Source organism: Salipiger bermudensis (genome assembly GCF_017309175.1).
GTDB classification, from domain to species: Bacteria; Pseudomonadota; Alphaproteobacteria; order Rhodobacterales; family Rhodobacteraceae; genus Salipiger; species Salipiger bermudensis.
This window is the reverse complement of record NZ_JAEKJV010000015.1, coordinates 71,965-96,119: the sequence shown is the minus strand read 5'-3', so window position 1 is coordinate 96,119 and position 24,155 is coordinate 71,965. Positions and strand designations below refer to the sequence as shown.

Here is a 24,155-nt window from a genome sequence, read left to right as displayed (position 1 = left end):
CGGACGTGGGTGAAAAACCGGGCACTGGGCGGGGCCCAAGAAAATTCGCAGAATTTTCTTGTCACGTCTTGCCCGGTGGCTCAGTCGAGCGAGACCAGAACTTCGGCCACGCGCTGCGCGTCATATTTCTTGTCGTCCGAGCGGCGCAGGGGCAGGCGGATGCAGGGGATGCCGAAGCGCTCCGTCACCGCGGCGCAGTCGCTCTTGGGCACCGCGCTGTCGCAGATCACGTGGGTGAGGAAGCGTGCCGGCTTCAGCGTCTCGCCGGCATCGGCCCGCAGCGGGGCCAGAAGCGCCGCCACCTGATCGGCGAGCCCGTGGCCAAGCGCTTCCGGGTCGCGGCCAAGGCTCGGCAGGTAGACCTTGGGCACATTCCGTGCGGCGATGGCGGTGCCGGTGCCAGCGGGCAGCAGGTTGGCGATGACGCTGGAATAGAGGCTGCCCGGAGGGTAGCAGATCAACTCTGCCTGACCGATGAGCTTACGGTTGCGCTTCGGCAGCGTCACCTCGGACGGGGCAAGCTCCTGCGCGCCGTCGCTCAGGAAACAGCGCCGGATCGGGCTGTCGAGCGGCGCAACCTCCTTGCCGCTGATCGCGCGCTGGCCGATCACGCGCCGCCCGTCCGCGAGTTCGGCGCCGAGCTGCAGGTTGGCATCGACCGCTGCGCGCACGGTGCCGCGCACGTCGACCATCTTGGACATCAGGAACAGCACCGGCTCGAGCGCGCGCTCGTTGCGCAGGTAGCCCCCCGCAAGGATCAGGTTGCCGATGCTGGCGTGGCGATAGTCGAAGCCCTCTGGCACGGCCTCGGCAAAGGCGCGCAGGGTGGTGCGGATGAGCTTGCGCATCGGCTGAGAGATGGCGGAAATCAGCGGGTGCCTGCCCGCGACCATTTCGTCCACCTCGGCGCGCAGCGCCGCCTGCGGGGCATCGGACGGCAGCCGATGGTTGAACAGCGCGTAGATGTCGGGCTGGCCCAGCACGGTTTCGTCGGCCAGCGCCATCAGCCGGCTGCGCAGGTCGCCCACTGCCGGCATACCGAAGGCTTCGCGCAGGACCTGGCTGCTGCCGCCGCTGTCGAAGGGCGTGATCAGGTGGACCGAGTTGAAGGTATAGCGCTTGAGCTGCCGCGAGATCCCATTGAGCGCGCTGCCGCCGCTGAAGAACAGCAGGCGCGGCCCGAGATGCGGCGCGCTGCGCGCCCGGGCAACGCGGAGATCGTCGGGCAGCGTGATCTCGCGCTCGATCCGTATCGCTGTCATCGTCGCTGTCCTTGCCCGTCGTCCGCGTCTTTCAATACGCCAGCAGTCGGGCCCTGTCACCCACCGCCAACGGTCTCTGATGCGGGACGTTCGGGAGAGCGGCCGCGAGACGAGAGGGAAAGCCCGGGCAGGGCGCGGCGAGGCGACTGGACACAGGCTCGGTGCTTTGCGAAGTCACAACCAAAGCGGGATAATTTTGCACCGCTTCGCATGGCGCGAGGATCCGTCACCTTCTTAGGATCGTGTTTCGGGCGTAGGCTTATTCCATTGTTGAAGCACCGATGCCGGTGCCGACTCGCGCATTCCGAGGGTGAGACCATGCAACAGACCGTTTCCAAATTCCTCTCCGCCAGTGCCGCCGCCGCTGCCCTGATGCCTGCCGCGGTTGCCGCGCAGGACGCCGACGAACTGGCCCGTCAGCTCGCCAACCCGATTGCCAACCTCTACAGCCTGCCGTTCCAGCTCAATTACGACGAAGGCTATGGCGCCGATGGCGAGGGCAGCCGCTACACGCTGAACATCCAGCCGGTGATCCCGATCTCGCTCACGGATGACTGGAACCTTGTGTCGCGGACCATCATCCCTGCCATCAGCCAGACCGATGTCGTCCCGGGCTCGACGCAGAAAGGCTATGGCGACATCGTCCAGAGCTTCTTCTTCTCGCCCAAGGAACCGACCGCCGGCGGGTTGATCTGGGGCGTCGGTCCGGTCTTCCTGCTGCCCACCGGTTCGGAGGAGTTCAGCGCCGACCAATTCGGTGCGGGCTTGACCGCGGTTGCCCTGAAGCAAGCCGGCCCGTGGACGTTCGGCAGCCTGATCAACCACATCTGGGATGTCGGCGGCGAAGATGATGGCACCGATATCGACACCACCTTCTTCCAGCCGTTCGCGACCTACGGGTTCAGCGGAGGCTGGTCGGCGACGCTCAATTCCGAGCTGAGCTATGACTGGATCAGCGAACAAGCCTCGGTGCCGATCAACTTCAACGTCGCGAAGGTCACGACCATCGGCGACACGCCGGTCAGCATCGGCGCAGGTGTGCGCTACTGGGCCGACTCGCCCGAGAACGGGCCCGATGGCTGGGGGGCGCGGTTCACCGTCACCTTCATGTATCCGAAGTAACGATCAGCGTTCGGGGCGCGCGCCGGTGAGCGCCGCGCGCAGTTCTGACATCGCATCTTGAGCCTTGCGCGCCGCCTGAGCCAGTTCGGCGGCGATATCGGCAATCAGCTTGTCGTCCTTGGCGCGCGGCAACATGCGCGAGCTCGACTGGCTGACGGTGGCGATATTGGCCATCGCGTGCAGGGTCTCGTTCAGCGACTCGAGAAGGCCCGTCTGGTCGCTCTCGCGCTCTTGTTCGGCGCGTTCGGTAACATCGACCGACAGGGCGAGAACCGAGCGGACGCCGTCTTCACCACGCTCGAGCGGCAGGATCTCGATCTCCCAGACGGTGCGCGCCCCGGAGCCGAAGAAGTCGCCGGTGAAGGCGCTCGGGCGCCCATCGAAAGCCGCCGCAAGCGCGTCCTGCGCCTTGACGGCCTCGCGCCCCTCCCAGAAGTCGACCCAGACCTTGCCGCAGATATCCCCGCTCTCGACGCCTAGCATCTCGAGTCCGCGACGGTTGATGCCGACGACCTTTCCGTCGCGGTCGATGACCTTGGCGCAGACGGCCGAGCGTTCCGCCAGATGGCCCTGCATCAGCGCGAGGGCTTGCAAGCTCACCTGTTCAGCACTGAGAATCATCCGGACGCTCCTCGACACAACTTTGACGCGTGCGAGTATAGGCGATTTTGACGGCTCTGCCGAATAACAATTTGGTCTTGCTGGAAGATTTCAGGCGCCGCTCATGGCTTGCCGCAGCGCCTCCTCTAGCGAGGTCGAGGTGAACGGCTTCTGCACGATGGTGCAGGGCGGGTAGGTGGCGACCAGTTCCTCGGCCGAGCCGTAGCCGGTGGCGAGCACGAAAGGCACGCCGGTCTCGTGCAGGCGGCGAGCCACTGGCAGCGATTGCTCCTCGCCCAGATTGACGTCGAGGATCGCGAAGTCGACCGCGTTGTGGTCGAGCCAACGCAGCGCCTCGGGCACCGACGAGAGGATCTCGACCTTGGAGGCGCCGAGATCCTCGAGCGAGGCGGCCGCATCCATCGCGATGATCAGAGAGTCTTCGAGCACCATGCCCTGACCCGAGAGCCGGAGCGCGCCGACGGTTTCGGCCGCGCGGGCAGGGGGCGGCGCCGCGGTTGTGCCGTGCTCGGCCACGACCTGCGAGATCACCGTCGGCGGCAGGCGGAAATGCGCCTCGAGCCCGGTGACCTTGTAGGACACCTCGGCATCACCCCTGAGTTCATGCGGGATCGAGCCCTCGATGATGGTGGTGCCGAAGCCGCGCCGCTTGGGCGGGGTCACCGGCGGGCCGCCGCGCTCGGCCCAGTCGATCAGCAACCCGCCGCTGCTGTCCTCGGTGAGCTGCACCTCGACGGTGCCGCTCTGGTCGCAGAGCGCGCCGTACTTGATCGAGTTGGTGGCCATCTCGTGCAGCACCAACGCCATCGTCGTGTAGGCGTTGGGGGCGATCATCGCGTCGGGTCCGGTGATCTGCACGCGCGCCGATTTGTCCGAGGCATAGGCGGCGAACTCGCACTGGATCAGGCTCTTGAGCGAGGTTGGCTCCCACTGTTCCGAGGTGAGCTGATCATGGGCGCGGGCCAGCGATTGGATGCGGCCGTCGAGATTGGCGGTGAAGCCCTCGAGCGTGTCCGACGAGGCGCGCGACTGCGACAGCAGCCCGCGCATCAGGTTGAGGATGTTGCGCACCCGGTGGTTCAACTCCGAGATCAGCAGCTGCTGTTGCTCCTGCGCGCGCTTGCGCTCGGTCTCGGAGGCGTCGAGCACCTTGAGATAGACTTCGAGCAGGATGGTGCGCAGCTTGTTCGCCGCGTGTTCCTGCTCCAGCGACCAGGGCTGGCTGCGGCCCTCGACCGTCTCGCGCCAGGTCTCGAAGCTCTGGCGCGGGGTGAGGCGGTGACCATTGGGGCCGACGTTCACCGGCTTGGTGGGATCGCCCGCCCAGGCAACGGTTTCCTGGATCTGCTTGCGGAACAGCACGAGGTAGTCGCGCGGGCGCTTTGAGATCGGGATCGCCATCAGCCCGGCGGCGCGTTGCGGGTAGTCGCGCGCGGACTCGAGATAGCGGCCGATATGGTCGGTGTGGAACACGCCGGCGCCGATCGAACGGTCGAGGAAGCGGGCGATGCCGCGAAACTCTTCCTCGCTGGGCACGGTGCCGGTGGCGTGGAACGCGTCGTTCTCGAACAGCACGACCCCGTCATGGGGGATCACAGATGCGATGTCCTCGGAGATCGACAGCAGGCCATCGGCGACCTGTCTGCCATCAGCCATGTGGCCCATCAGGAGGGTTTGCAGGCGGCTGGTCTCGTCCTCGACCTTCTTGCGCTGCTGGTCCTCGAAGCGCGACAGCTCGTAGGAGAACATGTGCGCGAACATCTCGAGCGCGGTGCGGCGCTCGTACTCGATGTAGCGCGGGCTGTGATGGTGGCAGGCGAAGAGGCCCCAGAGCTCGCCATCCTTCATGATCGAGACCGACATCGAGGCCTCGACCCCCATGTTCTTCAGGTACTCGATATGGATCGGCGAGACCGAGCGCGTCACCGCCAGCGACAGGTCGAGCGGCTGGCCGTCGAGGGTGGTGCCCGGCAGGATCGGGCTGCCGGGATCGTTCACGTCCGAGATCAGCCGCAGCAGAGCGCGCTTGTAGAGCGCACGGGCCTGCACCGGGATATCGGAGGCGGGAAACATCAGCCCGTCATATTTCGACTGCCCGTCCTTGCGCACCTCTGCCACCACCTTGCCCGACTGGTCGGGCTGGAACTGGTAGACCATGACGCTGTCGAAGCCACAGAGCCCCTGCAGGCCGCGCGCCGCGGCGCGAGTCAGCGAGCGCAGGTCGCGGTTTCGGCTGAGCGCAGAGATCTGCGGATAGACCTCGGCCAGCATGTCGCGGCCGCGGGTGGCGACCTTGGGTTCGAACTCGATGATCAGGTGGCGGCCCGAGCCGTGGACCGAAACGTCGAAGGCCTTGCCGCTGGCCTGCATCGTCACGTTGAACAGCCGCAGCACGCCATCCTGAAGCTCGACCACGCGCAGGTTCTGGCGGATGCGGTCGAAGCCGTCCGACACGATCAGCTCGTGCAGCGGGCGGCCGAGCGCCGCCTCGGCGGGTATGCCGAGGATCGCTTCCAGGTTCTCCGATGCATGCTGCACGATCCAGTCCGTCGACAGCGCCAGCAAAGCACCATAGGACTGCACCCGTCCAAGCTGATGGATGGGCTCGCGGTCGCAATCGGTGAGATCCACGGTCCGCTGCGGGGCAGGGAACGGCGGCGTTGTCGTCATATGATCGGGTCTTTCGTCTTCATGCCTGGGTAAGGGCCGCGCGTGCAAAGATCGCGAAGCCTGCCTTGGTGTCTTGAACGACCGTTGCGGCGCGGTCGGAGCCCACGTCAATGTTGTTGAGCTCGGCGCAGTGGCGCTGCCAGAGCTCCGGCATCGTGCCGATAAGGAAATACTGCGGGATCGCCTCGCGCTGGTGGTCTGCGAAGAGCCGGCGGCGCATGGTTTCGGTCCCCAGCCGCGAGCCCAGCACAAGGTAGTCGATGGCCACGCCATCAAGGCTTTCGTCCGCGCTCTTGATCGCGGGTGCGATCACGCCGCGGTTCTCGAGGTCGAAGCGCAGCCGGCCGACAAGCTCGGTCAGCAAGAGCCCGGACAGCATCCGCTCGGCCTCCACCGGGCGGCTCGCCAGCAGTGCGCCGAGGGCGGCGTATTGGGTGGCGAGGAACCAGGACAGGTGGCGTTCGGGCGCGGTCATGAAGGGCGCGAACTGCGCTTCGAGCGCGTCGTGCTCGGATTTCGTGTCCCGCCGAATGGCATGGCGGAAGGTCGGCGCGCAGTCGGCAAGACGCTCTGCGCTCGGAGCTGTCGTGGTCAAGTTCTGGTTGCCTTCAAGATACCTGTCGTCCCAAGTGCTTTAAACGCAAGGAAGACCGATAGGTTCCCGAAAAAGATTAACGACTTGTGAATTCCTGCTCTGCCGAGTTTCTACCAAGCCGGCATGAGCGTTCTGCATGTCGGGGTTTCGTATCTGTACATTGTTCTGTTGTCCTTGCGCCCCGATATGAGGGGCACCAAGGCGATGCGCTGCTCCGTTGCGAGCCCGCCACGCCGCATCCAGACATTTCGGACCGAAAGGACAGACACATGGCTCATGTGACCGAACATTCCGTACATGACGGGCTTGCCGCCCAGTTCCACAACGCCGTCGCCGCGGTGAGGCACTGGAACGCGCGCCGCAACGAATATGCCCGCATCCATGACGAGCTTGCCACCTATAGCGACCGCGAGCTTGCCGATATCAACCTGACCCGCTCGCAGATCCCCGAAATCGCCCGCGCCGCCGCCCGCGCGGTCTGAGCGGTGCGGAGGCGCCAGAGCGGCGCGCTCCGTTCCCGCAGGCTCAGGCGGCGCTTTCCAGCAGCCGCTTGCCGGCCCGAGCGATGACCAGCTCCTCATTGGTGGGCACCACGAGGATCCGCGCCCGGCTCATTTCGGTGGAGATCAGGGTGCCGTTGCGGGCGTTGCGCTCGCGGTCCAGCTCCAGCCCGATCCAACCCATTCCCTCGCAGACCCGCTCGCGGATCAGCCGCGAATTCTCTCCGATGCCGCCGCAGAAGACCAGCGCGTCGAGCCCGCCGAGCGCGGCGGCCAGTCCGCCCAGCTCACGACGGATGCGGAAGACGAAATAGTCGATCGCCTCGTTGGCCTCGACGGTGCCCGCGGCCTCGAGCGTGCGCATGTCGTTCGACAGGCCAGACAGCCCCAAAAGACCGGATTTCGAGTAGAAGAGCTGGCGCACCTCGTCGATGCTCTTGCCCTCCTGCTGCACCAGATAGAAGATCACGCCCGGGTCGATCTGGCCCGTTCTGGTGCCCATCGGAAGCCCGTCGAGGGCGGTGAAGCCCATGGTCGAGGCGATGGAATGCCCGCCGATCATGCCGCACATCGAGGCGCCGTTGCCCAGATGCGCCACGATCACCCGCCCGTCATGCACCAGGGGCGCCAGCCGCTTCAGCTCGCCCGAGATGTAATCATAGCTCAGCCCGTGGAAGCCGTAGCGCCGCACGCCCTTGTCGTAATACTCGCGCGGCAGGGCGAAGACGTCGTTCACCTTGGGGTGGCTGCGGTGGAAGGCGGTGTCGAAGCAGGCCACCTGCAGCGCGTCGGGGAAGGCGGCCATGGCGGCCTCGACGCCCGCGAGGTTGTGCGGCTGGTGGATCGGCGCGAAGGGAGAGAAGCGGCGCAGCTCCTCGAGAACTTCGGCGGTGATCTCAACCGGCTCGGCATAGACCGGGCCGCCATGCACCACGCGGTGGCCGACCACGGAGGCCTTGGCGTTGGGAAATTTCTGTCGCAGCTCGCTGAGCGCGGTGTTGAGGGCGCTGACATGATCGCGCGCCTCGGCGGCGGTCAGGTCACGCTTGAGGGACGGGGCGGCGGCGCCGAAATCGGCCTTCAGCCGAGGCGTGGAGCCGATCGAGTCCACCAGCCCCGAGGCCAGTTCCACCGGCGCGCCGGAGATGTCGTAGAGGGCGAACTTGAGCGAGGACGAGCCCGCGTTCAGCGTCAGGGCGACGGGGGTCTTGGTCATGGCAGCGGGCGCCTTTCTGTCTGGTCCGGGGGCGTCAGGGGCCGGCATGGCGCAGAGATCTCGCCGCGGGCGCCCAGCGTTACCGGCATCTTATCCGTCGGGGATGTGGCGACCACCCCGTTTTTTGAGAGGCTGCCATGCCTTAGCCGCCGTTGCTCATCTGTCGCCGCAGGGCTTGGTTGCTCAGGCAATGATCGAGTATCCGCCATCGATCTCGTGCACGCCGCCGGTCAGGTTGCGGGCCTGAGGTGAGGCGAGGAAGGCCGCCATGCCGCCCACGTCCTCGATGCTCGCCAGCACGTGCATCGGAGCGCGCGCGGCGGCGGCGTTGAGCATCTCGTCGAAATGGCTGATGCCGCTGGCGGCGCGGGTCTTGAGCGGGCCGGGAGAGAGCGCGTGCACCGAGATGCCCTTCTCGCCGAGCTCGGCGGCAGTGTAGCGCACGGCGCTTTCCAGCGCCGCCTTCACCGGCCCCATCATGTTGTAATCCTTCACCACCCGCACCGAGCCGAAGAACGACACGGTGAGGCAGGTGCCGCCCTCGTGCATCAACGGCTCGGCCAGCCGGATCATGCGCAGGAAGGAATGCACCGAAACATCCATCGCCATGGTGAAGCCCTCGGCCGAGCAGTCGACGACGCGGCCATGCAGGTCGTCGCGCGGCGCGAAGGCGATGGAGTGCAGCAGCGTGTCGAGCCGGCCCCAGCGGGCGGTGATCTCGTCGAACACCGCCTCGAGCTGGCCGGGCTGGCTCACGTCGAGCGGCAGGATGATCTCGGCGCCCAGCTCCTCGGCAAGGGGGCGCACATGCGGCTCGGCCTTGGCGTTGAGATAGGTGATCGCGAGATCGGCGCCCTGTTCGCGCAAAGCCTTGGCGCAGCCCCAGGCGATGGAATGCTCGTTGGCGATGCCGACGATGAGCGCCTTCTGTCCTTCTAGTGAAAATAACATGTTACGTCTCCAGATGCGCCTGCCACTCTGCCGCAAGCTGTGCGTGCTGTCGGTATCAAAGCAATGACAAAAAGGCGGATTTCGCTGCGCTGCGGCAATTCGCGCCGTGGCGGCGACAATTTCAGCGTGTCGTGAACGTGGGCCCATGTCCGAAGCGCTTCGGGGAAATCGTGATCGGCAGTGGCCTTGGTAACTGATGCGTGAAAGCCGGTTCCGCGCTATGATTCCCGCATAACGAGCAGGACAGTGCAGGCAGGATACAGGCATCATGAACGACAAACCCTTCGCGGGTCGCGTCACCGCCGCGGCCCTCTTCCTCGCAGCAGCAGCGGCGCTTGCCGCCTGCGGCAGCGCGCCCCCGTCATCGCAGGATTTCGCCACCTCCGGCGTCAGCCAGATGTCGATCCGGGCCAACCGGGCCGAGGGCATCCCGGTGCGCTTCGGCGACACCAAGCCGCACGCCTGGGGCGCGCGCAGCCCGGCGAGCTACCCGGTGCACGGGCTCGACGCGGCGCGCTACCAGGGGCGCATCGATTTCCGTGAGGCGCGGCAGGCCGGCATCAGCTTCGCCTGGCTCAAGGCCACCGAGGGCGGCGACATGGTCGATCCGGCCTTTGCCGAGAACGCCGCCGAGGCGCGCCGCGCGGGCGTGCCGGTGGGGGCGTATCACTTCTACTATTTCTGCCGCCCGGCGCATGAGCAGGCGGCGTGGTTCATCGAAAACGTGCCGAAGGTGCGGGGCGATCTGCCCCCGATCCTCGACATGGAGTGGAACCACCTCTCGCCGACCTGCACGCTGCGCCCGCCGGCGGCGGAGGTGCGGGCTTCGATCCGTGAGTTCAGCCGCATCGTCGCGCGCCATTACGGCACCGCGCCGCTGATCTACACGACGCCGGACTTCTATGAGCGCAACGATCTGGGATCGCTGCGCGGGGTGGAGTTCTGGCTGCGCTCGGTCAAGGCGCACCCGAACGAGCGCTACCCGAACGAGCGCTGGAGCTTCTGGCAGTATTCCGGCACCGGGCTGGTGCCCGGGGTGGGTAGCCCGGTGGATCTCAACGCCTTTGGTGGCAGCCGGCAGGCCTGGCAGGTCTGGCTGTCGCAGCGCAGTCAGGGCTGACGATCCGGGGGAGGGCGGGGCGCCACGTCAGGCGCTTCGCGCTTGCCCGCGGGGATGCAGGTGATACCTCTGTCGGCAATCCACTGACAGAGCGAGGACGCCTCATGACCGACAGCCCCATCGACCCGACCCTAGTGCAGCGTCTTGCGGATGTGGCGGTGCGCACCGGCCTCAACCTTCAGCCGGGGCAGGAGCTGGTGCTGACAGCACCGATCGACGCGGCGCCGCTGGTGCGCGCCGTGGCCGCCGCCGCCTACGAGGCCGGCGCCAGCCTCGTGACGCCGATCTTCGCCGATCCGGGCGTGTCTCTGGCGCGCTATGGCAAGGCCGGCGATGAGAGCTTCGACACCGCCGCAGGCTGGCTCTACGAGGGCATGGCCGAGGCCTTCAAGCGCGGCGCCGCGCGCATGGCCATCGTTGGCGAAGACCCGATGCTGCTGGCCGAGCAGGACGCCGCCAAGGTCTCGCGCGCGGGCAAGGCGAACTCCGCCGCCTACAAGCCGGCGCTCGAGAAGATCGCCAATTTCGAAATCAACTGGTCGATCTGCGCCTGGCCGGGGCAGGCATGGGCGCAGCGCATGTTCCCCGATCTCGCCCCGTCCGAGGCGCAGGCCAAGCTGGCCGAGGCGATCTTTGCCGCCTCGCGCGTCGACCGCGACGATCCCGTGGCCGCCTGGGCCGAGCACAATGCGACGCTGCGCACCCGCACCGAGTGGCTGAACGAACAGCGCTTCTCGGCGCTGCATTTCAAGAGCCCGGGCACCGACCTGACCGTGGGCCTCGCCGATGATCACGAGTGGCATGGCGGTGCGTCCGAGGCACAGAACGGCGTGGTCTGCAATCCGAACATTCCCACCGAGGAGGTGTTCACCACGCCGCACGCGCACCGCGTCGACGGCACCGTGCGCTCGACCAAGCCGCTGTCGCATCAGGGCAGCCTGATCGACGGCATCGAGGTGACCTTCAAGGATGGCCGCATCATCGAGGCCAAGGCCGAAAAGGGTGGCGACATCCTGCGCGAGCTGATTGCTACCGACGAGGGTGCGGCACGGCTGGGCGAGGTGGCGCTGGTGCCGCACAGTTCGCCGATCTCGCAGTCGGGGCTGCTGTTCTACAACACCCTCTTCGACGAGAACGCCGCCTGCCACATTGCGCTCGGCCAGTGCTATTCCAAGTGCTTCCTCGACGGCGCCAGCCTGTCGGCGGAAGAGGTGGCCGAGAAGGGCGGCAATGCCAGCCTGATCCATGTCGACTGGATGATCGGTGGCGCAGATACCGACATCGACGGTATCACGCCCGACGGCACCCGCGTGCCGGTGTTCCGCGGCGGCGAGTGGGCCTGACCTCATCTTGCGAGACTAGGAAAAACGGCCCCGGTGCTGGAGAGCACCGGGGCCGTCCCGTGCCGGAGCGGGCTCCGGGAGGCGTCAGGCCGGCTCCAGCGCGTCTTCGGGCACGGCGGCGCCGGTCATGTAGGCCACCGCGTCGGACATGGTGTGGTTCTTCGGGTCGATGACGCAGAGGCGCTTGCCGAGGCGGTGGATGTGCACCCGGTCAGCAACCTCGAACACATGCGGCATGTTGTGCGAGATCAGGATGATCGGGATTCCGCGCGAGCGCACCTCCTGGATCAGGTCGAGCACCCGGCGGCTTTCCTTCACGCCGAGCGCTGCGGTGGGCTCGTCGAGGATCACCACCTTGGAGCCGAAGGCGGCGGCGCGGGCCACGGCCACGCCCTGACGCTGACCGCCCGAGAGCGTCTCGACCGGCTGGTGGATGTTCTGGATCGTCATCAGACCCAGCTCGGCCAGCTTCTGGCGCGAGAACTCCTCCATCGCCTTCTTGTCGAGCTTGCGGAAGAGCTTGCCCATGATGCCGTCCATGCGGATCTCGCGCCCCATGAACATGTTGTCGGCAATCGACAGGGCGGGGGACATGGCGAGCGTCTGGTAGACCGTCTCGATGCCGTAGCCGCGGGCGTCGTTGGGGCTCTGGAAGGCGACCGGCTTGCCATCGAGCTTGATCTCGCCGGCGTCGGGAATGATGGCCCCCGACAGTGCCTTGATCAGGGTCGACTTGCCGGCGCCGTTGTCGCCGATCACCGCGAGGATCTCTCCCGGCATCAACTCGAAGTCGCAGTGGTCGAGGGCGGTCACGCGGCCATAGCGCTTCACGAGTCCGCGGGCTTGGAGAACAGGCTGGGTCATGCGGTCACCTTTCTGATCCACTGGTCGACGGTCACGGCGGCGATGATCAGCACACCGATAAGGAGGTAGGTCCATTGCGGGTCGGCCCCGGCCATGCGCAGGCCGAGCTCGAACACGCCGACGATCAGCGCGCCGAAGAAGGCGCCGAGGATCGAGCCGCGCCCGCCGAAGAGCGAGATGCCCCCGATCACCACGGCGGTGATCGCCTGGATGTTGCCGATGACGCCCGTGGTGGCGGAAGGCGAGACCGAGCCGAAGCGTCCGATCATCACCCAGCCGGCGAGGCCGCAGATGAAGCCCACCAGCATGTAGACCGACATCAGCGTCTTGTGGCGGTCGACACCGGCGAGCTGCGCGGCCTCCGGGTCGTCGCCCACGGCATAGACGTGGCGGCCCCAGGCGGTGGAGCGCAGCGCATAGGCAAGGATCAGCACGGTGCCGAGCATCACCACCACGCCCAGCGTGATCACCGCGCCGCCGATGGTGAACTTGGTGCCGAGGAATTGCAGTGCCGGGGCGAGCTCCTCGATCTCTTGCGAGCGCAGGGTCTCGTTGCGGGAATAGAGGTAGTTCACCGCCAGCACGATCTGCCACATGCCGAGCGTGACGATGAAGGGCGGCAGCTTGACCTTGCTCACAAGCCAGCCGTTCATCGCGCCGATGGCGGTGCCGCAGGCAAGGCCGATGGGGATTGCGAGCGGGGCGGGGATGCCGTAGCGAAAAGTCACCTGGCCCATGATCACCGAGCACAGGACCGCCACGGCGCCGACCGAGAGGTCGATGCCGGCGGTCAGGATGATCAGCGCCTGCGCCGCGGCCAGCACGCCGACGATCTGCACTTGCTGCAGGATCAGCGTCAGCGCGAAGGGCGAGAAGAACTTCGAGCCCAGCACGATGCCGAAGACCACCAGCGCCGAGATCAGCACGATCAGCGGCACCAGCGCGGGCGTGCTGTGCAGCGCATCGTGGAAGCGGCCCATGAGACCTTTGTGGGTGGTCTCGAACTCGGCGAATTTCTCTTCGCCTCGGGTCTTCACCACGTCTTCGTAACTGTCGGTGTTCGCCATGGTGCCATCCTCCGGTGGCGGGCGCATCTCGCGCGCCCGCGTTTGGCAGTTGAAGGGGAAGGGGGCCGGCCCTCAGTCGGGGGAGAGGGCCGGCCGTTCGGGGCGGTTCAGCCCCAGCAGAGGTTCAGGCCCTCTTCGACCGAGATCGACTCCACGCCGTCGGCGGGCTGGTCGGTCACCAGCGCGACGCCGGTATCGAAGAAGTCCTTGCCCTCGGTGGCTTCGGGCTTGGTGCCGTCCTTGGCATAGGCGGCGATCGCCTCGATGCCCTTGGAGGCCATCAGCAGCGGGTATTGCTGCGAGGTTGCGCCGATCACGCCGTCGGCGATGTTCTGCACACCCGGGCAGCCGCCATCGACCGAGACGATGAGCACGTCGTTCTCGCGCCCGATGGCCTTGAGCGCCTCGTAGGCGCCGGCGGCAGCGGGCTCGTTGATGGTGTAGACCACGTTGATCATCGGATCCGATGCCAGCAGGTTCTCCATCGCCTTGCGGCCGCCTTCCTCGTTGCCTTGGGTCACGTCATGGCCCGCGATGCGCGGGTCGTCCTCGTCGCCCCACTGGTTGGGGTCCTTGATGTCGATGCCGAAGCCTTCCATGAAGCCCTGGTCGCGCAGCACGCCCACGGTGGGCTGCGACACGTCGAGATCGAGGAAGCCGACGCGTGCATCGGCGGCGCCATCGCCAAGCTTGGCCGCGGCCCACTGGCCGATCAGCACGCCGGCCTTGTAGTTGTCGGTGGCAAAGGTCATGTCCGCCGCCTCGATCGGGTCGAGGGGTGTGTCGAGCGCGATCACCAGGATGCCCGCGTCACGCGCCTGCTCGATCACCGGCACGATGGCCGAGGTGCTGGACGGCGTGATCAGGATACCGCTGGCGCCGTTGGCGATGCAGGTCTCGACCGCCGCCACCTGCGTTTCGTTGTCGCCGTCGACCTTGCCGGCATAGCTGTTTAGCGAGATGCCGAGCTCTTCGGCCTTGGCCTCGGCGCCTTCGCGCATCTTCACGAAGAACGGGTTGGTGTCGGTCTTGGTGATCAGGCACGCGCTGACCTCCTGCGCAGCCGCGCCAAGCGTGGATGCGGCAAGCGCGAGGGCGCTGATCGACAGCAATTTCATGGTGGTCTTCATCTAGTCGGTCCTCCTCCCGAAGCGGCGCCGATGTCGCTTGGCACCGCTGAACTCTCCGCCCTCCGACGGATTGGCGTTAGGGATAACAGCGATTCCGGGATCCGGTCAATAAATAATTCGAATTGATTTATTAACCTGCCGAGCGTAGATTTCGGCATGGCAGGAGGACAGGACATGGATGGGAGCGAGATCCACAGGCTCAGCAACGGGGCCAACCTGACGGGCGTGCGCGCGCACAACGAGCGGCTGATCCTTTCGATGATCCAGCGCAACGGTGCACTGCCCGGAAGCGACCTCGCCAAGCACACGGGCCTTTCGGCGCAGACCGTCTCGAACATCCTGCGCAAGCTCGAGGCCGAGGGGTTCCTGCTGCGCGGTGAGCCGCAGCGTGGCAGGGTGGGAAAGCCCTCGGTGCCAATGGCGCTCGATCCCGACGCGGCGCTGACCTTCGGGCTGAAGATCGGGCGGCGCTCGGCGGATCTGGTGGTGATGAACATCATGGGCGAGGTGCTCGACGCGTCGCAGATGACCTATCGCTACCCGATGCCCGACCTGATCTTCGGCTATCTCGACCGCGAGATGCAGCGGCTCGGCGCGGGGCTCACGCCTTACCAGCGCGAGCGCCTCTGCGGCATCGGCATCGCTGCACCCTCCGAGATCTGGAGCTGGACCGAGGTGCTGGGCGCACCGCAGGATTTCACCGTCTGGCGTGACATCGATTTCGTCGAGGAGGTGGGGCGGATCAGCCCGCTGCCGCTTTTCGTCGAGAACGATGGCACCGCTGCCTGCCGGGCCGAGCACATCTTCGGGCGGGGGCGCGAGTTCACCGATTACGCCCATGTCTTCATCGGATCGTTCATCGGCGGAGGGGTGGTGCTGAACTCCGGCGTCGCGGCGGGCGCGCATCACAATGCCGGTGCCTTCGGCTCGCTGCGGGTGCCGGGGCCGGAGGGCGGCGAAGTACAGTTGATTGACGCGGCCTCGCTCTACCTGCTCGAGGCGGCCATCGTGGAGGCCGGCGGCGACGCGGCGGCGATGTGGGAGATGCCGCAGGACTGGCGCGACTACGAGCCGATGCTGAGCGAATGGATCGATGCCACCGGGAAGGCGCTGGCCCATGCCACGCGCTCGATCGGCTCGGTGATGGATTTCGAGGCCATCCTGATCGACGGTGCGTTCCCGGCGGACGTACGCCACCGGCTGGTCGAACGCACCCGCGAGGAGCTCGAAAAACTCGACACGCGGGGCATGGTGCCGCCACGCCCCGAGGCGGCGCTGGTCGGCGCGAATGCACGGGCACTGGGCGCCGGCTGTGCGCCGATCTACGCGCAGTACTTCTTCCAGTAGGGGGCGCCTCAGGCGAACCCGAGCAGCCAGAGCATCAAGGGGATTGTGAGCACCGCCGCCAGCGTCTGCAGCGTCACGAGCCCCGCCATGAGCGTGCCGTCGCCGCCAAGCTGTCGGGTCAGCACGTAGGCGGTGGGGGCGGTGGGGATCGCCATGAACACCACCAGCACCAGCGCCTCGACCCCGTCCAGCCCGAAGATCATGGCGACCCCCGCGCCGAGCGCCGGCATCGCCATGAGCCGCAGCAGCGAGGGGCCCGCCAGCGCCGCCACGTCGCTTCGGATCGCCTTGGGCTGAAGTGCCGCGCCGACGCAGAGCAGGCCCAGCGGCAGGCTGGCCTGCGCGAGAAACTCCAGCACCCGCTTTGAGCCGAAGGGCAGGCCGGTCCCTGCCAGCGCCAGCGCGATGCCCACGACGCAGCCCAGGATCAGCGGATTCCGGGCCATGGTCTTCAAGAGCGGCAGCGGGTGGCGCAGAACGCTGGCCTCCGAGAGCGCGATGATCGAGAGCACGTTGACCAGCGGCACCCCCACGGCCAGCAGCACCGCCGCGCGCTCAAGCCCCTCGGTGCCAGCAAGGCTCGCGGTGATGGCAAGGCCGAGATAGGTGTTGAAGCGCACCACGCCCTGAAGCGCCGGGCCGAAGCGGGCCGCGGGGGCCTTCATCACGGTGTTGCGCAGGAGGGTCATCACCAGCGCCGCAATGCAGGTCGTGGCCACCATCGCGCCGCCAAGCCGCAGGATCGCCGGGTCACGCACCGGCGCATCGACGAGGTTGGCCACGAGCAGTGCCGGGAACAGCACGAAATAGTTTATCCGCTCTGCGGCGGGCCAGAAGGCCCGGTCGGGAAAGCCCGCCCGTGCGAGCAGGAACCCAAGGCAGATCAAAGCGAAGAGCGGCCAGATCGTGAGGAGGAGCAAGGCGGAAATCCCGTCGCGGTTGAGGCGTTTGGTGCTTCGCCTCTACAGGAGCGGTGCGCGCGAGACCAGTGGCGGGCGGCTACTCGAGCTCCTGCAGCCGCTCGCGGAGCGCCTCGACCTCTTCGAGGTAGGTCTGCCCGGCCTCGCCAAGCGCCCGCCGGGTCTCGACCGCGAGCAGGCGCAACACCGCCAGCGCGCCGGAATACGCATCGGAATACTGCGCCGTCTCGACCTGGCAATCGATGGTCCAGGTGGCGTGGGCCGGTGCCTCGCGGATGGTCTTGTCGGTGATCAGCAGGATGCGTGCGCCGCGCCTTGAGATCTCCTGCACCACCGAGGTGAAGCCTGCGGGTCGCCGGCGCAGGCCGATCACCACCGCCAGGTCGCCCTTGTCCAACAGCGCGATGCCCTCGGCCTGGGTCTGGCCCGGCAGCAGCAGCGGCGAGACGGCGCGGCGGATCTGGCCGAGCTGGGCGGTGACGTATTGTGCGAGGAAATGGCTGTTGCGATAGCCCAGCGTGCGGATGCGCGGGGCGGTGGCCATGGCCTCGACGATCTCGCGCAGGGTGACCGGGTTGAGCCGGGTGAGGGTGCTTTCCAGCACTGTGACCTCGCTCTGGAGCAGGTCCGAGATGCGCTTGCTCGCGGGCGTGGCGCTGCCGGTATAGAGCGGCGAGCCGGTCTCGCGCAGGCGTCGCGCCTGCCGCTTCGCCTGTTCGAAGCTCTCGTAGCCCAGCCGCCGGAAGAACCGGCTCACCGTGGCGTTCGAGACCCCGGCCGCCGCCGCCAGCTCGGTCGCCGTCAGCATCGCAAGCTCGCCGGGATTGCCGAGCAGGACGTCGGCGATGCGGCGTTCCCCGTCCGGCAGGCTGCCATAGGCCTCGTGCACGCGGCGGGAGATCGGGGCCGAGCCGGCGTCTGCTGTCTTCGTAGGCATTGCGATGGGCGTCTCACGGGTTTTGGATATGAAAATAGTTTTTCACTATTGTCAGAAATAAGAAAGAGGATTTTCGATTGGGAGGTCGCAACGCAAACGAGTCGGGGGCAGCGTGTCGCAAATTTCAGCCAGGGCGAGGAATCTGAGCCTGCGGGTGAACTGGCTCGTGGAGCGTGTCTGCGTGGCGCTTCTGGTGCTGCTGGTGCTCGACGTCTGGCTTGGCGTGCTGGTGCGCTACGTGATCCCGCTGCCGCTCACCTTCACCGAAGAGCTGGCGCGTTACCTGATGATCTGGATGGCGCTGCTGGCTGTGTCCTCCGGCATCGCGCACCGCGAGCATATCGGCGTCGAATTCATCTTCTCGCGCCTGCCGGCGCCGGTGCGGCGCTGGCTGGCCATCGCCTTCGACGTGATCGCCTTCGCTTTCTTCGCAGCGCTGTTCTTCTACGGCATCGGTTTCGCGGTGAAGGGCTTCTCGCGGCTCACGATGATCTACCAGATCCCCAAGGGCTGGCCGTTCATGGGGGTGCCTCTGGCGGCCCTGATGGCCTGCCTGCAACTGCTTCTGGTGGGCATTCACGATGCCTTTGCCGAGCGCGCGCCGAAGAGCACCGGCGCGAGCCTTCCCCCGATGGACGAGGAGATCTGAGCATGGGTGCGTTGATGGTCGCGGTCGCGTTTTTCGGGCTTCTCGCCTTCGGCCTGCCGGTGGGCTTTGCCATCGGCGTCGCAGGCGTGGTGGGCATCATCGATATGGGGCCGCGCTTCATGCAGATGGTGCCGGACCGGATGTTTGCCGGGCTCGACCTGTTTCCCTTCCTCGCCATGCCGTTCTTCATCCTCGCCGGCGAGATCATGAATCGCTCGGGGATCACCATGGGGCTGGTGCGGCTGGCCGACGCGCTGGTCGGCTGGATGCGCGGCGGCATGGCCCATTCCAACATGGTGGCCAGCGTGATGTTCGCGGGCCTCACCGGCTCGGCCACCGCCGACAGCGCCGCTTTCGGCAACACGCTGGTGCCGGCGATGGTCAAGGGGGGCTACTCGCGGCCCTATGCCTGCGCGGTGACGGCCGCCGGCTCGATCATCGGACCGACCATCCCGCCCTCGACGCTGGCGATCATCTACGGCTCGATCATGGGCGTCTCGATCGCCGGGCTGTTTGCCGCCGGCATCCTCCCGGGGCTGCTGATCTGCGCCATCTGCATGACCGTGATCGCGCTCACCGCGCGCCGCAAGGGCCTGCCCAAGGGCGAAGGGCGTCCGAGCCTGAGGCTCGTGGGCGCCGCGCTCAAGGAGGGCTTTCTCGCCGCGCTGCTTCCGGTCTTCATCCTCGGGGCCATCTTGGGCGGATTCGCCACCCCCACCGAGGCGGCGGCCATCGCCGTGGCCTACGCGCTCGTGGTCGGCGGGCTGGTCTACCGGGCGCTGAGCTGGCGCGATCTCTACGAGGTCGCGGTGCGCACCACGCGGATCACCGGGGTGATCTTCCTGATCATCGCCTCAGCCTCGATCCTTGGCTGGTGGATGACCTTCAACCGCATCCCGCAGGCCATCGCCGAGGGCATGCTCAGCATCTCCGACAACCCGATGGTGATCATCGGCCTGATCCTGCTGCTGCTGCTGGTCATCGGGCTGGTGATGGACATCAACGCCACGCTGATCATTCTCGCCCCGGTGCTGGCGCCGCTCACGGTGCAGATCGGGATGGAGCCGGTGCATGCGGGCATCATGATCATCCTCGCGCTCAACATCTCGCTGATGACACCCCCGGTGGGCGCCTGCCTCTTCGTGCTGGCCTCGGTCACCGGCGAGAAGGTCGAGGCGATCACCCGCGAGCTCTGGCCGTTCATCCTTGCCGAAGTGACCATCCTTCTGGTCGTCGCCTACTGGTCCGACCTCACGCTTTTCATACCAAGACTGCTCGGGCTCTGAACCCGCGCGATTTCCAACCAAGGGAGCCAACACATGAAGTTTCTTGCAACCACCGCCATCGCGGCGCTCATGGCGACCGGCGCCATGGCGCAGGACGTCACCATCCGCCTCGCGCACCTGAACCCCGAGGATCCGTTTGCCTCGCATTCCGGCGCCATGGGCGCGGTGTTCAAAAGCCTCGTTGAGTCGAACTCGAATGGCCGCATCGAGGTGCAGCTGTTCCCCAACGGTCAGCTCGGCAAGGACAACGAAGTGATCGAGCAGGTGCGCTCGGGCCTCGTTGAATCGACCATCTCGTCCTCGGGCGGCATGGCGCAGCATTACCCGCTGGTCGGCGTGTTCGACATTCCCTTCGCCTTCCCGAATATCGGCGTCGCCTCCAAGGTGATCGACACTGACAGCAGCTTCGGCGAGGCCTTCGTCGCCGACCTTGAGGAGAAGACTGGGCTCGAGGTGCTGGGTCTGCTCGATAGCGGCGGTTTCTTCGCCTTCACCGACAGCGTCCGCCCGATCGCCTCGGTCGAGGACATGGACGGGCTCAAGATCCGCACCATGACGCTGCCGACCCACGAGGCGATGATCTCGTCGCTGGGCGGCCAGCCGACCCCGCTGCCCTGGGCCGAGGTCTACACCGCGCTGCAGACCGGCGTCGCCGACGGCCAGATGAACCCGGTGCCGATCATCGCCTTCGCCAAGTTCGACGAGGTGCAGCAGTATCTCTCGATCACCAACCACCTGATCACCCCCTACATCTGGACGATGAACGCCGAGTTCCTTGGCTCGCTGTCGGAAGAGGATCAGTACTTGGTGAAATGGGCTGCCGATGTCGCCACCGACGCGGGCCGCTCGATGAGCCGGGTGATCGAGGCTTCCGAGAAGGGCCTGCCGGCGCTCGCCGCCAAGATGGAGGTGAACGTCGTCACCCCCGAGGAGCAGGCCAAGTTCGCCGAGGCCGCCCAGCCCGCCGTGCGCGCGCTGATCGAGGAAAATTACGGCGCCGAGGGCACCGCGATGCTCGAGGCCATGCTGTCGTCGATCGAGGAGGAGAAGACCGACTTCTGATCGACAAACCCTCTGCCGGGGCGTGCTGTCCCTTTCGCGTCCCGGCAGAAACGCGCATCCTGAGGATGACATGAAAGACCCCAAGGACCACCGATGACACCCGATCTCACGCGCGGCGCAGGCACCGATGCCGCTTTCACTTTGTGCCTTAACCCACTCGCGGAGCATGACAAACCCTGGACGGCGGAGCAGGATGCGATCCTGTCCGACGCGGGGCTTGCGCTGGCGCGTGAGACGATATCGGGATGGCCCGGCCACGCCGAGACCAAGCTGCACGCGCTGCCGGCGCTGGCGGCAAGGCTCGGCGTGGCAGAGCTGCGCTACAAGGACGAGGCCACGCGCTTCGGCCTTGGCAGCTTCAAGGCGCTGGGCGGGGCCTACGCAGTGGCGCGGCTGCTGGCCCGCAAAATCGGTGAGGCGCTGGGCCGCGAGGTCTCGATGGCCGAGGTGACGCAGGTCGCCCACCCGGACGAGGCCGCCAAGATCACGGTTTGCTGCGCCACCGACGGCAACCATGGCCGCTCGGTCGCGTGGGGGGCGCAGAATTTCGGCTGCGCCTGCGTGATCTTCATCCATGCCACGGTCTCGGAGGGGCGCAAGGCCGCCATCGAGGCCTATGGCGCCGAGGTGCGCCGCTGTGCGGGCAATTACGACGACAGCGTGCGCGAGGCGCAGGAGACCGCCACCCGAGAGGGCTGGTTCGTGGTCTCCGACACCTCCTACGAGGGTTACATGGAGATCCCCAAGGACGTGATGCAGGGCTACGAGGTGATGGCGGCCGAGGCCTATGATGCGCTCTCCGAGCCGCCCACCCACGTGTTCCTGCAGACCGGCGTCGGCGGCATGGCCGCGGCAGTGGCGGCGCAGGCGGTGCGCCGCTACGGCGCGGCGCGGCCGACCATCGTGCTCTGTGATCCCGATCAGTCGGCCTGCTGGCTCGAGACCATGCGCGCGGGCACGCCCACGGCGGTCGAGGGCGATCTCGACACGCTGATGGCGGGGCTGGCCTGCGGCGAGGTCTCGGCGCTGGCCTGGGAGATCCTGCGCGATCACGGCGACGCGGTGATGGCTCTGACCGATGCCTCGGCGGTGGCCGAGATGAAGCGGCTGGCCCATCCCGAGGGCGGCGATCCGGCGATCGTGGCGGGGGAATCCGCCGTCGCGGGCCTCGCGGGCCTTGCCGCCGCGATGGGCGACGAAGAGGCGCGCGCGGCGCTGGGGCTCGACGCGTCTTCGCGTGTGCTGATCTTCGGCACCGAGGGCGACACCGACGCGGCCCTTTACGAGGAGCTTGTGGGCATGAGCGCCGCCGAGGTCCGCGGGGAGGCCGCATGACGCCCGAGATCGACGGCGCGCGCCTGCTTAGGCGGCTGACGACGCTCGGACAGATCGGAGCGCTCGAGGGCGGCGGCGTGTGCCGGCTTGCACTCACCGACGCCGACAAAGCGGGGCGCGATTGGCTGGTGGCCGAGATGGAGCGGCTGGGGATGGCCGTACATATCGATGCCATCGGCAATATCTGGGGCATCCGCGCCGGGCAGGGCGCGGGTGCCCCGGTGATGGTCGGCTCGCATATCGACTCCGTCGCCACCGGCGGGCTCTATGACGGCGCGCTCGGCGTGCTGGCCGGGCTCGAGATGGTCGAGACGCTGAACGACCGTGGCACTGCCACCGAGGCGCCCATCGCCGTTGCCGCCTTCACCAACGAAGAGGGCGCGCGCTTTGCCCCCGACATGATGGGCTCTGGCGTCTATTGCGGCGCGCTCGATCAGGGCGAGATGCTCGCCGTCACCGCCACCGATGGCATGGGTGTGGTGGGCGAGGAGCTCGACCGCATCGGCTATCGCGGCGGCGACGCGCCGGTGATCCCGGCGGCCTATCTCGAGCTGCATATCGAGCAGGGGCCGGTGCTCGAACAGGAGGGCGTCCGCATCGGCGCGGTCACCGGCGTGCAGGGCATCCACTGGACCGAGTTCACCGTCACCGGTCAGACCAATCACGCCGGCACCACCCCGATGGCGCTGCGCCGCGACGCAGGCCAGGTCGCCATGCGCATCGCCCGCGAGGCCGATGCCATCGCCGCCGGGAACGGCCCGCCGCAGGTCGCCACCGTGGGCGTGTTCGAGCTGTCGCCGGGGCTCGTCAACGTGGTGCCCGAGACCGCGCGACTGACGGTCGATCTGCGCAACACCGACGGCGCCGTGCTCGAGGCCGCCACCGCGCGCCTGACGGCCTTCGCGCAGGCGGTCGCATCCGAGGCAGGCTGTGCGGTCTCGATCCGCGAGATGGCGCGCTTCGCGCCGGTGGTCTTCGACGGGGGGCTCGTCGACAATGTCGAGGCGGCGGCACAGGCGCGTCAGATGAGCGTGAAACGCATGCCCTCGGGCGCCGGTCACGACGCACAGATGTTCGCGCCGCTCTGCCCCACGGCGATGATCTTCGTGCCCTCCGAGAACGGGCTGAGCCACAATATCAAGGAACACAGCGATCCGGACGATCTCGCGTCGGGGGCCCAGCTCCTGCTCGATCTCGTCTGCACGCTGGCAGGAGCTAGAGCATGAGCCGGAAATTTGTCGTCGCGGCAGCGCAGATGGGACCGATCGCAAGGGACGAGCCGCGCGCCTCGGCAGTGTCGCGAATGTGCGCCATGATGCGCAGCGCCCATGCGCGCGGTGCCGCGCTGGTGGTGTTCCCCGAGCTGGCGCTCACCACCTTCTTCCCGCGCTGGTACATGCAGGACACGGCCGAGATCGACCAATGGTTCGAGACCGAGATGCCCAACGGCGAGGTCAAACCGCTCTTCGATCTGGCCCGCGAGCTGAAGATCGGCTTCCACCTGGGCTATGCCGAGCTGACGCCCGAGGGGCGGCATTTCAACACCGCGATCCTCGTTTCGGGCCGGGGCGAGATCGTCGGCAAGTACCGCAAGATCCACCTCCCGGGCCATTTCGAGAACGAGGAATGGCGCCCGTTCCAGCATCTCGAGAAACGCTATTTCGAGAAGGGCGACATGGGCTTCCCGGTCTTTGATGCCTTCGGTGGCAAGCTCGGCATGTGCATCTGCAACGATCGCCGCTGGCCCGAGACCTGGCGCATGCTGGGACTTGGCGGGGCAGAGCTGGTGGTGCTGGGCTACAACACGCCGCTGCATTACCCGCCGGCGCCCGAGCACGATCACCTGCAGTATTTCCACAACGAGTTGTCGGTGCAGGCGGGCTGCTACCAGAACGGGCTCTGGGCGGTGGCGGTTGCCAAGGCCGGCATGGAGGAGGGCAGCGAGCTGATCGGCGGCAGCGTCATCGTGGCGCCCACCGGCGAGATCGTGGCGCGTTGCGTGACCTCGGGCGACGAGGTGATCAGCGCCGAGATCGACCTCGACCGCTGCACCGAGATCCGCGCCAACGTGTTCAACTTCGCCTTGCACCGCGAGCCACAGGATTACGCGCTGATCACGGCGCCGAAATAGGGCGCTTGTGCCGCGGGCATCCGAGCG

The 24,155-nt window shown here is 67.0% G+C and carries 22 protein-coding genes; 11 read left to right on the top strand and 11 right to left on the bottom strand.

Annotated features, from left to right (window positions below; translation table 11 throughout):
* Nucleotides 1-80 precede the first annotated feature (80 nt).
* On the bottom strand, nucleotides 81-1,262 hold the full coding sequence (locus tag JF542_RS18430) for a GAK system CofD-like protein (RefSeq protein WP_207076918.1): 1,182 nt from the start codon (nucleotides 1,260-1,262) through the stop codon (nucleotides 81-83).
* A gap of 318 nt (nucleotides 1,263-1,580) precedes the next feature.
* Here JF542_RS18430 and JF542_RS18425 point away from each other — a divergent pair, with 318 nt between their 5' ends.
* Nucleotides 1,581-2,384 (top strand): transporter, encoded by an 804-nt coding sequence (locus JF542_RS18425; RefSeq protein ID WP_207076917.1) that lies wholly within the window; start codon nucleotides 1,581-1,583, stop codon nucleotides 2,382-2,384.
* Nucleotides 2,385-2,387: 3 nt separating this feature from the next.
* Here the strand turns inward: JF542_RS18425 and JF542_RS18420 are convergent, their stop codons facing one another.
* The 3 genes from JF542_RS18420 to JF542_RS18410 form a co-directional block, all read right to left on the bottom strand.
* Entirely contained in the window at nucleotides 2,388-3,005 is a 618-nt protein-coding gene (locus JF542_RS18420; protein ID WP_207076916.1) for a PAS domain-containing protein, read from the bottom strand.
* 90 nt (nucleotides 3,006-3,095) lie between these two features.
* Entirely contained in the window at nucleotides 3,096-5,675 is a 2,580-nt protein-coding gene (locus tag JF542_RS18415; RefSeq protein ID WP_207076915.1) for an HWE histidine kinase domain-containing protein, read from the bottom strand.
* A 19-nt stretch (nucleotides 5,676-5,694) separates the two neighbouring features.
* A complete protein-coding gene (locus JF542_RS18410) occupies nucleotides 5,695-6,270 on the bottom strand; it encodes a heme oxygenase-like domain-containing protein (RefSeq protein WP_007798810.1) in 576 nt (191 codons plus the stop codon).
* 269 nt (nucleotides 6,271-6,539) lie between these two features.
* Between JF542_RS18410 and JF542_RS18405 the strand changes: the two genes are divergently transcribed.
* Nucleotides 6,540-6,752 (top strand): DUF1127 domain-containing protein, encoded by a 213-nt coding sequence (locus tag JF542_RS18405; RefSeq protein ID WP_207076914.1) that lies wholly within the window; start codon nucleotides 6,540-6,542, stop codon nucleotides 6,750-6,752.
* 43 nt (nucleotides 6,753-6,795) lie between these two features.
* Here JF542_RS18405 and JF542_RS18400 read toward each other — a convergent pair whose 3' ends face one another.
* Nucleotides 6,796-7,986 (bottom strand): acetate/propionate family kinase, encoded by a 1,191-nt coding sequence (locus JF542_RS18400; RefSeq protein ID WP_207076913.1) that lies wholly within the window; start codon nucleotides 7,984-7,986, stop codon nucleotides 6,796-6,798.
* A 183-nt stretch (nucleotides 7,987-8,169) separates the two neighbouring features.
* Nucleotides 8,170-8,937 carry an enoyl-ACP reductase FabI gene (fabI, locus tag JF542_RS18395; RefSeq protein WP_207076912.1) on the bottom strand — a complete coding sequence of 256 codons (768 nt, stop codon included), beginning with the start codon at nucleotides 8,935-8,937 and terminating at the stop codon, nucleotides 8,170-8,172.
* Nucleotides 8,938-9,205: 268 nt separating this feature from the next.
* Here fabI and JF542_RS18390 point away from each other — a divergent pair, with 268 nt between their 5' ends.
* Nucleotides 9,206-10,057, top strand: a complete 852-nt coding sequence (locus tag JF542_RS18390) for a glycoside hydrolase family 25 protein (protein WP_207076911.1) — start codon at nucleotides 9,206-9,208, stop codon at nucleotides 10,055-10,057.
* 104 nt (nucleotides 10,058-10,161) lie between these two features.
* Nucleotides 10,162-11,400, top strand: a complete 1,239-nt coding sequence (locus tag JF542_RS18385) for an aminopeptidase (protein WP_207076910.1) — start codon at nucleotides 10,162-10,164, stop codon at nucleotides 11,398-11,400.
* Between the two features lie 84 nt (nucleotides 11,401-11,484).
* On the opposite strand, the gene JF542_RS18380 is transcribed toward JF542_RS18385, so the two are convergent.
* From JF542_RS18380 to JF542_RS18370, 3 genes are all read right to left on the bottom strand, one after another.
* Complete coding sequence (locus tag JF542_RS18380; RefSeq protein WP_007798825.1) at nucleotides 11,485-12,264, bottom strand: ATP-binding cassette domain-containing protein; 780 nt, start codon at nucleotides 12,262-12,264, stop codon at nucleotides 11,485-11,487.
* Complete coding sequence (locus tag JF542_RS18375) at nucleotides 12,261-13,331, bottom strand: ABC transporter permease (protein WP_007798826.1); 1,071 nt, start codon at nucleotides 13,329-13,331, stop codon at nucleotides 12,261-12,263. Before JF542_RS18375 ends, JF542_RS18380 begins: the two co-directional genes overlap by 4 nt.
* 107 nt (nucleotides 13,332-13,438) lie before the next feature.
* The gene (locus tag JF542_RS18370) at nucleotides 13,439-14,461 is read right to left on the bottom strand and encodes a sugar ABC transporter substrate-binding protein (protein WP_207076909.1); all 1,023 of its coding nucleotides are present in this window, start codon (nucleotides 14,459-14,461) and stop codon (nucleotides 13,439-13,441) included.
* Nucleotides 14,462-14,635: 174 nt separating this feature from the next.
* On the opposite strand from JF542_RS18370, the gene JF542_RS18365 reads away from it, so the two are divergent.
* Nucleotides 14,636-15,808, top strand: a complete 1,173-nt coding sequence (locus JF542_RS18365; protein ID WP_207076908.1) for an ROK family transcriptional regulator — start codon at nucleotides 14,636-14,638, stop codon at nucleotides 15,806-15,808.
* Nucleotides 15,809-15,816: 8 nt separating this feature from the next.
* Here the strand turns inward: JF542_RS18365 and JF542_RS18360 are convergent, their stop codons facing one another.
* Both JF542_RS18360 and JF542_RS18355 read right to left on the bottom strand, forming a co-directional pair.
* Nucleotides 15,817-16,728 carry an AEC family transporter gene (locus tag JF542_RS18360; RefSeq protein ID WP_207076907.1) on the bottom strand — a complete coding sequence of 304 codons (912 nt, stop codon included), beginning with the start codon at nucleotides 16,726-16,728 and terminating at the stop codon, nucleotides 15,817-15,819.
* Nucleotides 16,729-16,807: 79 nt separating this feature from the next.
* Nucleotides 16,808-17,665: a MurR/RpiR family transcriptional regulator gene (locus JF542_RS18355; protein ID WP_207076906.1), complete on the bottom strand. Its 858-nt coding sequence runs from the start codon at nucleotides 17,663-17,665 to the stop codon at nucleotides 16,808-16,810.
* Between the two features lie 154 nt (nucleotides 17,666-17,819).
* Here JF542_RS18355 and JF542_RS18350 point away from each other — a divergent pair, with 154 nt between their 5' ends.
* The 6 genes from JF542_RS18350 (at nucleotide 17,820) to JF542_RS18325 (ending at nucleotide 24,128) form a co-directional block, all read left to right on the top strand.
* Complete coding sequence (locus JF542_RS18350; RefSeq protein ID WP_007798860.1) at nucleotides 17,820-18,314, top strand: TRAP transporter small permease; 495 nt, start codon at nucleotides 17,820-17,822, stop codon at nucleotides 18,312-18,314.
* Nucleotides 18,315-18,316: 2 nt separating this feature from the next.
* Entirely contained in the window at nucleotides 18,317-19,600 is a 1,284-nt protein-coding gene (locus JF542_RS18345; protein WP_007798858.1) for a TRAP transporter large permease, read from the top strand.
* A gap of 33 nt (nucleotides 19,601-19,633) precedes the next feature.
* Nucleotides 19,634-20,662: a TRAP transporter substrate-binding protein gene (locus tag JF542_RS18340; RefSeq protein ID WP_007798855.1), complete on the top strand. Its 1,029-nt coding sequence runs from the start codon at nucleotides 19,634-19,636 to the stop codon at nucleotides 20,660-20,662.
* 93 nt (nucleotides 20,663-20,755) lie between these two features.
* Nucleotides 20,756-21,997 (top strand): diaminopropionate ammonia-lyase, encoded by a 1,242-nt coding sequence (locus tag JF542_RS18335; protein ID WP_207076904.1) that lies wholly within the window; start codon nucleotides 20,756-20,758, stop codon nucleotides 21,995-21,997.
* A complete protein-coding gene (locus JF542_RS18330; protein ID WP_207076903.1) occupies nucleotides 21,994-23,223 on the top strand; it encodes a M20 family metallo-hydrolase in 1,230 nt (409 codons plus the stop codon). The genes JF542_RS18335 and JF542_RS18330 overlap by 4 nt, the downstream gene beginning before the upstream one ends.
* The gene (locus JF542_RS18325) at nucleotides 23,220-24,128 is read left to right on the top strand and encodes an N-carbamoyl-D-amino-acid hydrolase (RefSeq protein ID WP_207076902.1); all 909 of its coding nucleotides are present in this window, start codon (nucleotides 23,220-23,222) and stop codon (nucleotides 24,126-24,128) included. Before JF542_RS18330 ends, JF542_RS18325 begins: the two co-directional genes overlap by 4 nt.
* The last annotated feature ends 27 nt before the right edge of the window (nucleotides 24,129-24,155 follow it).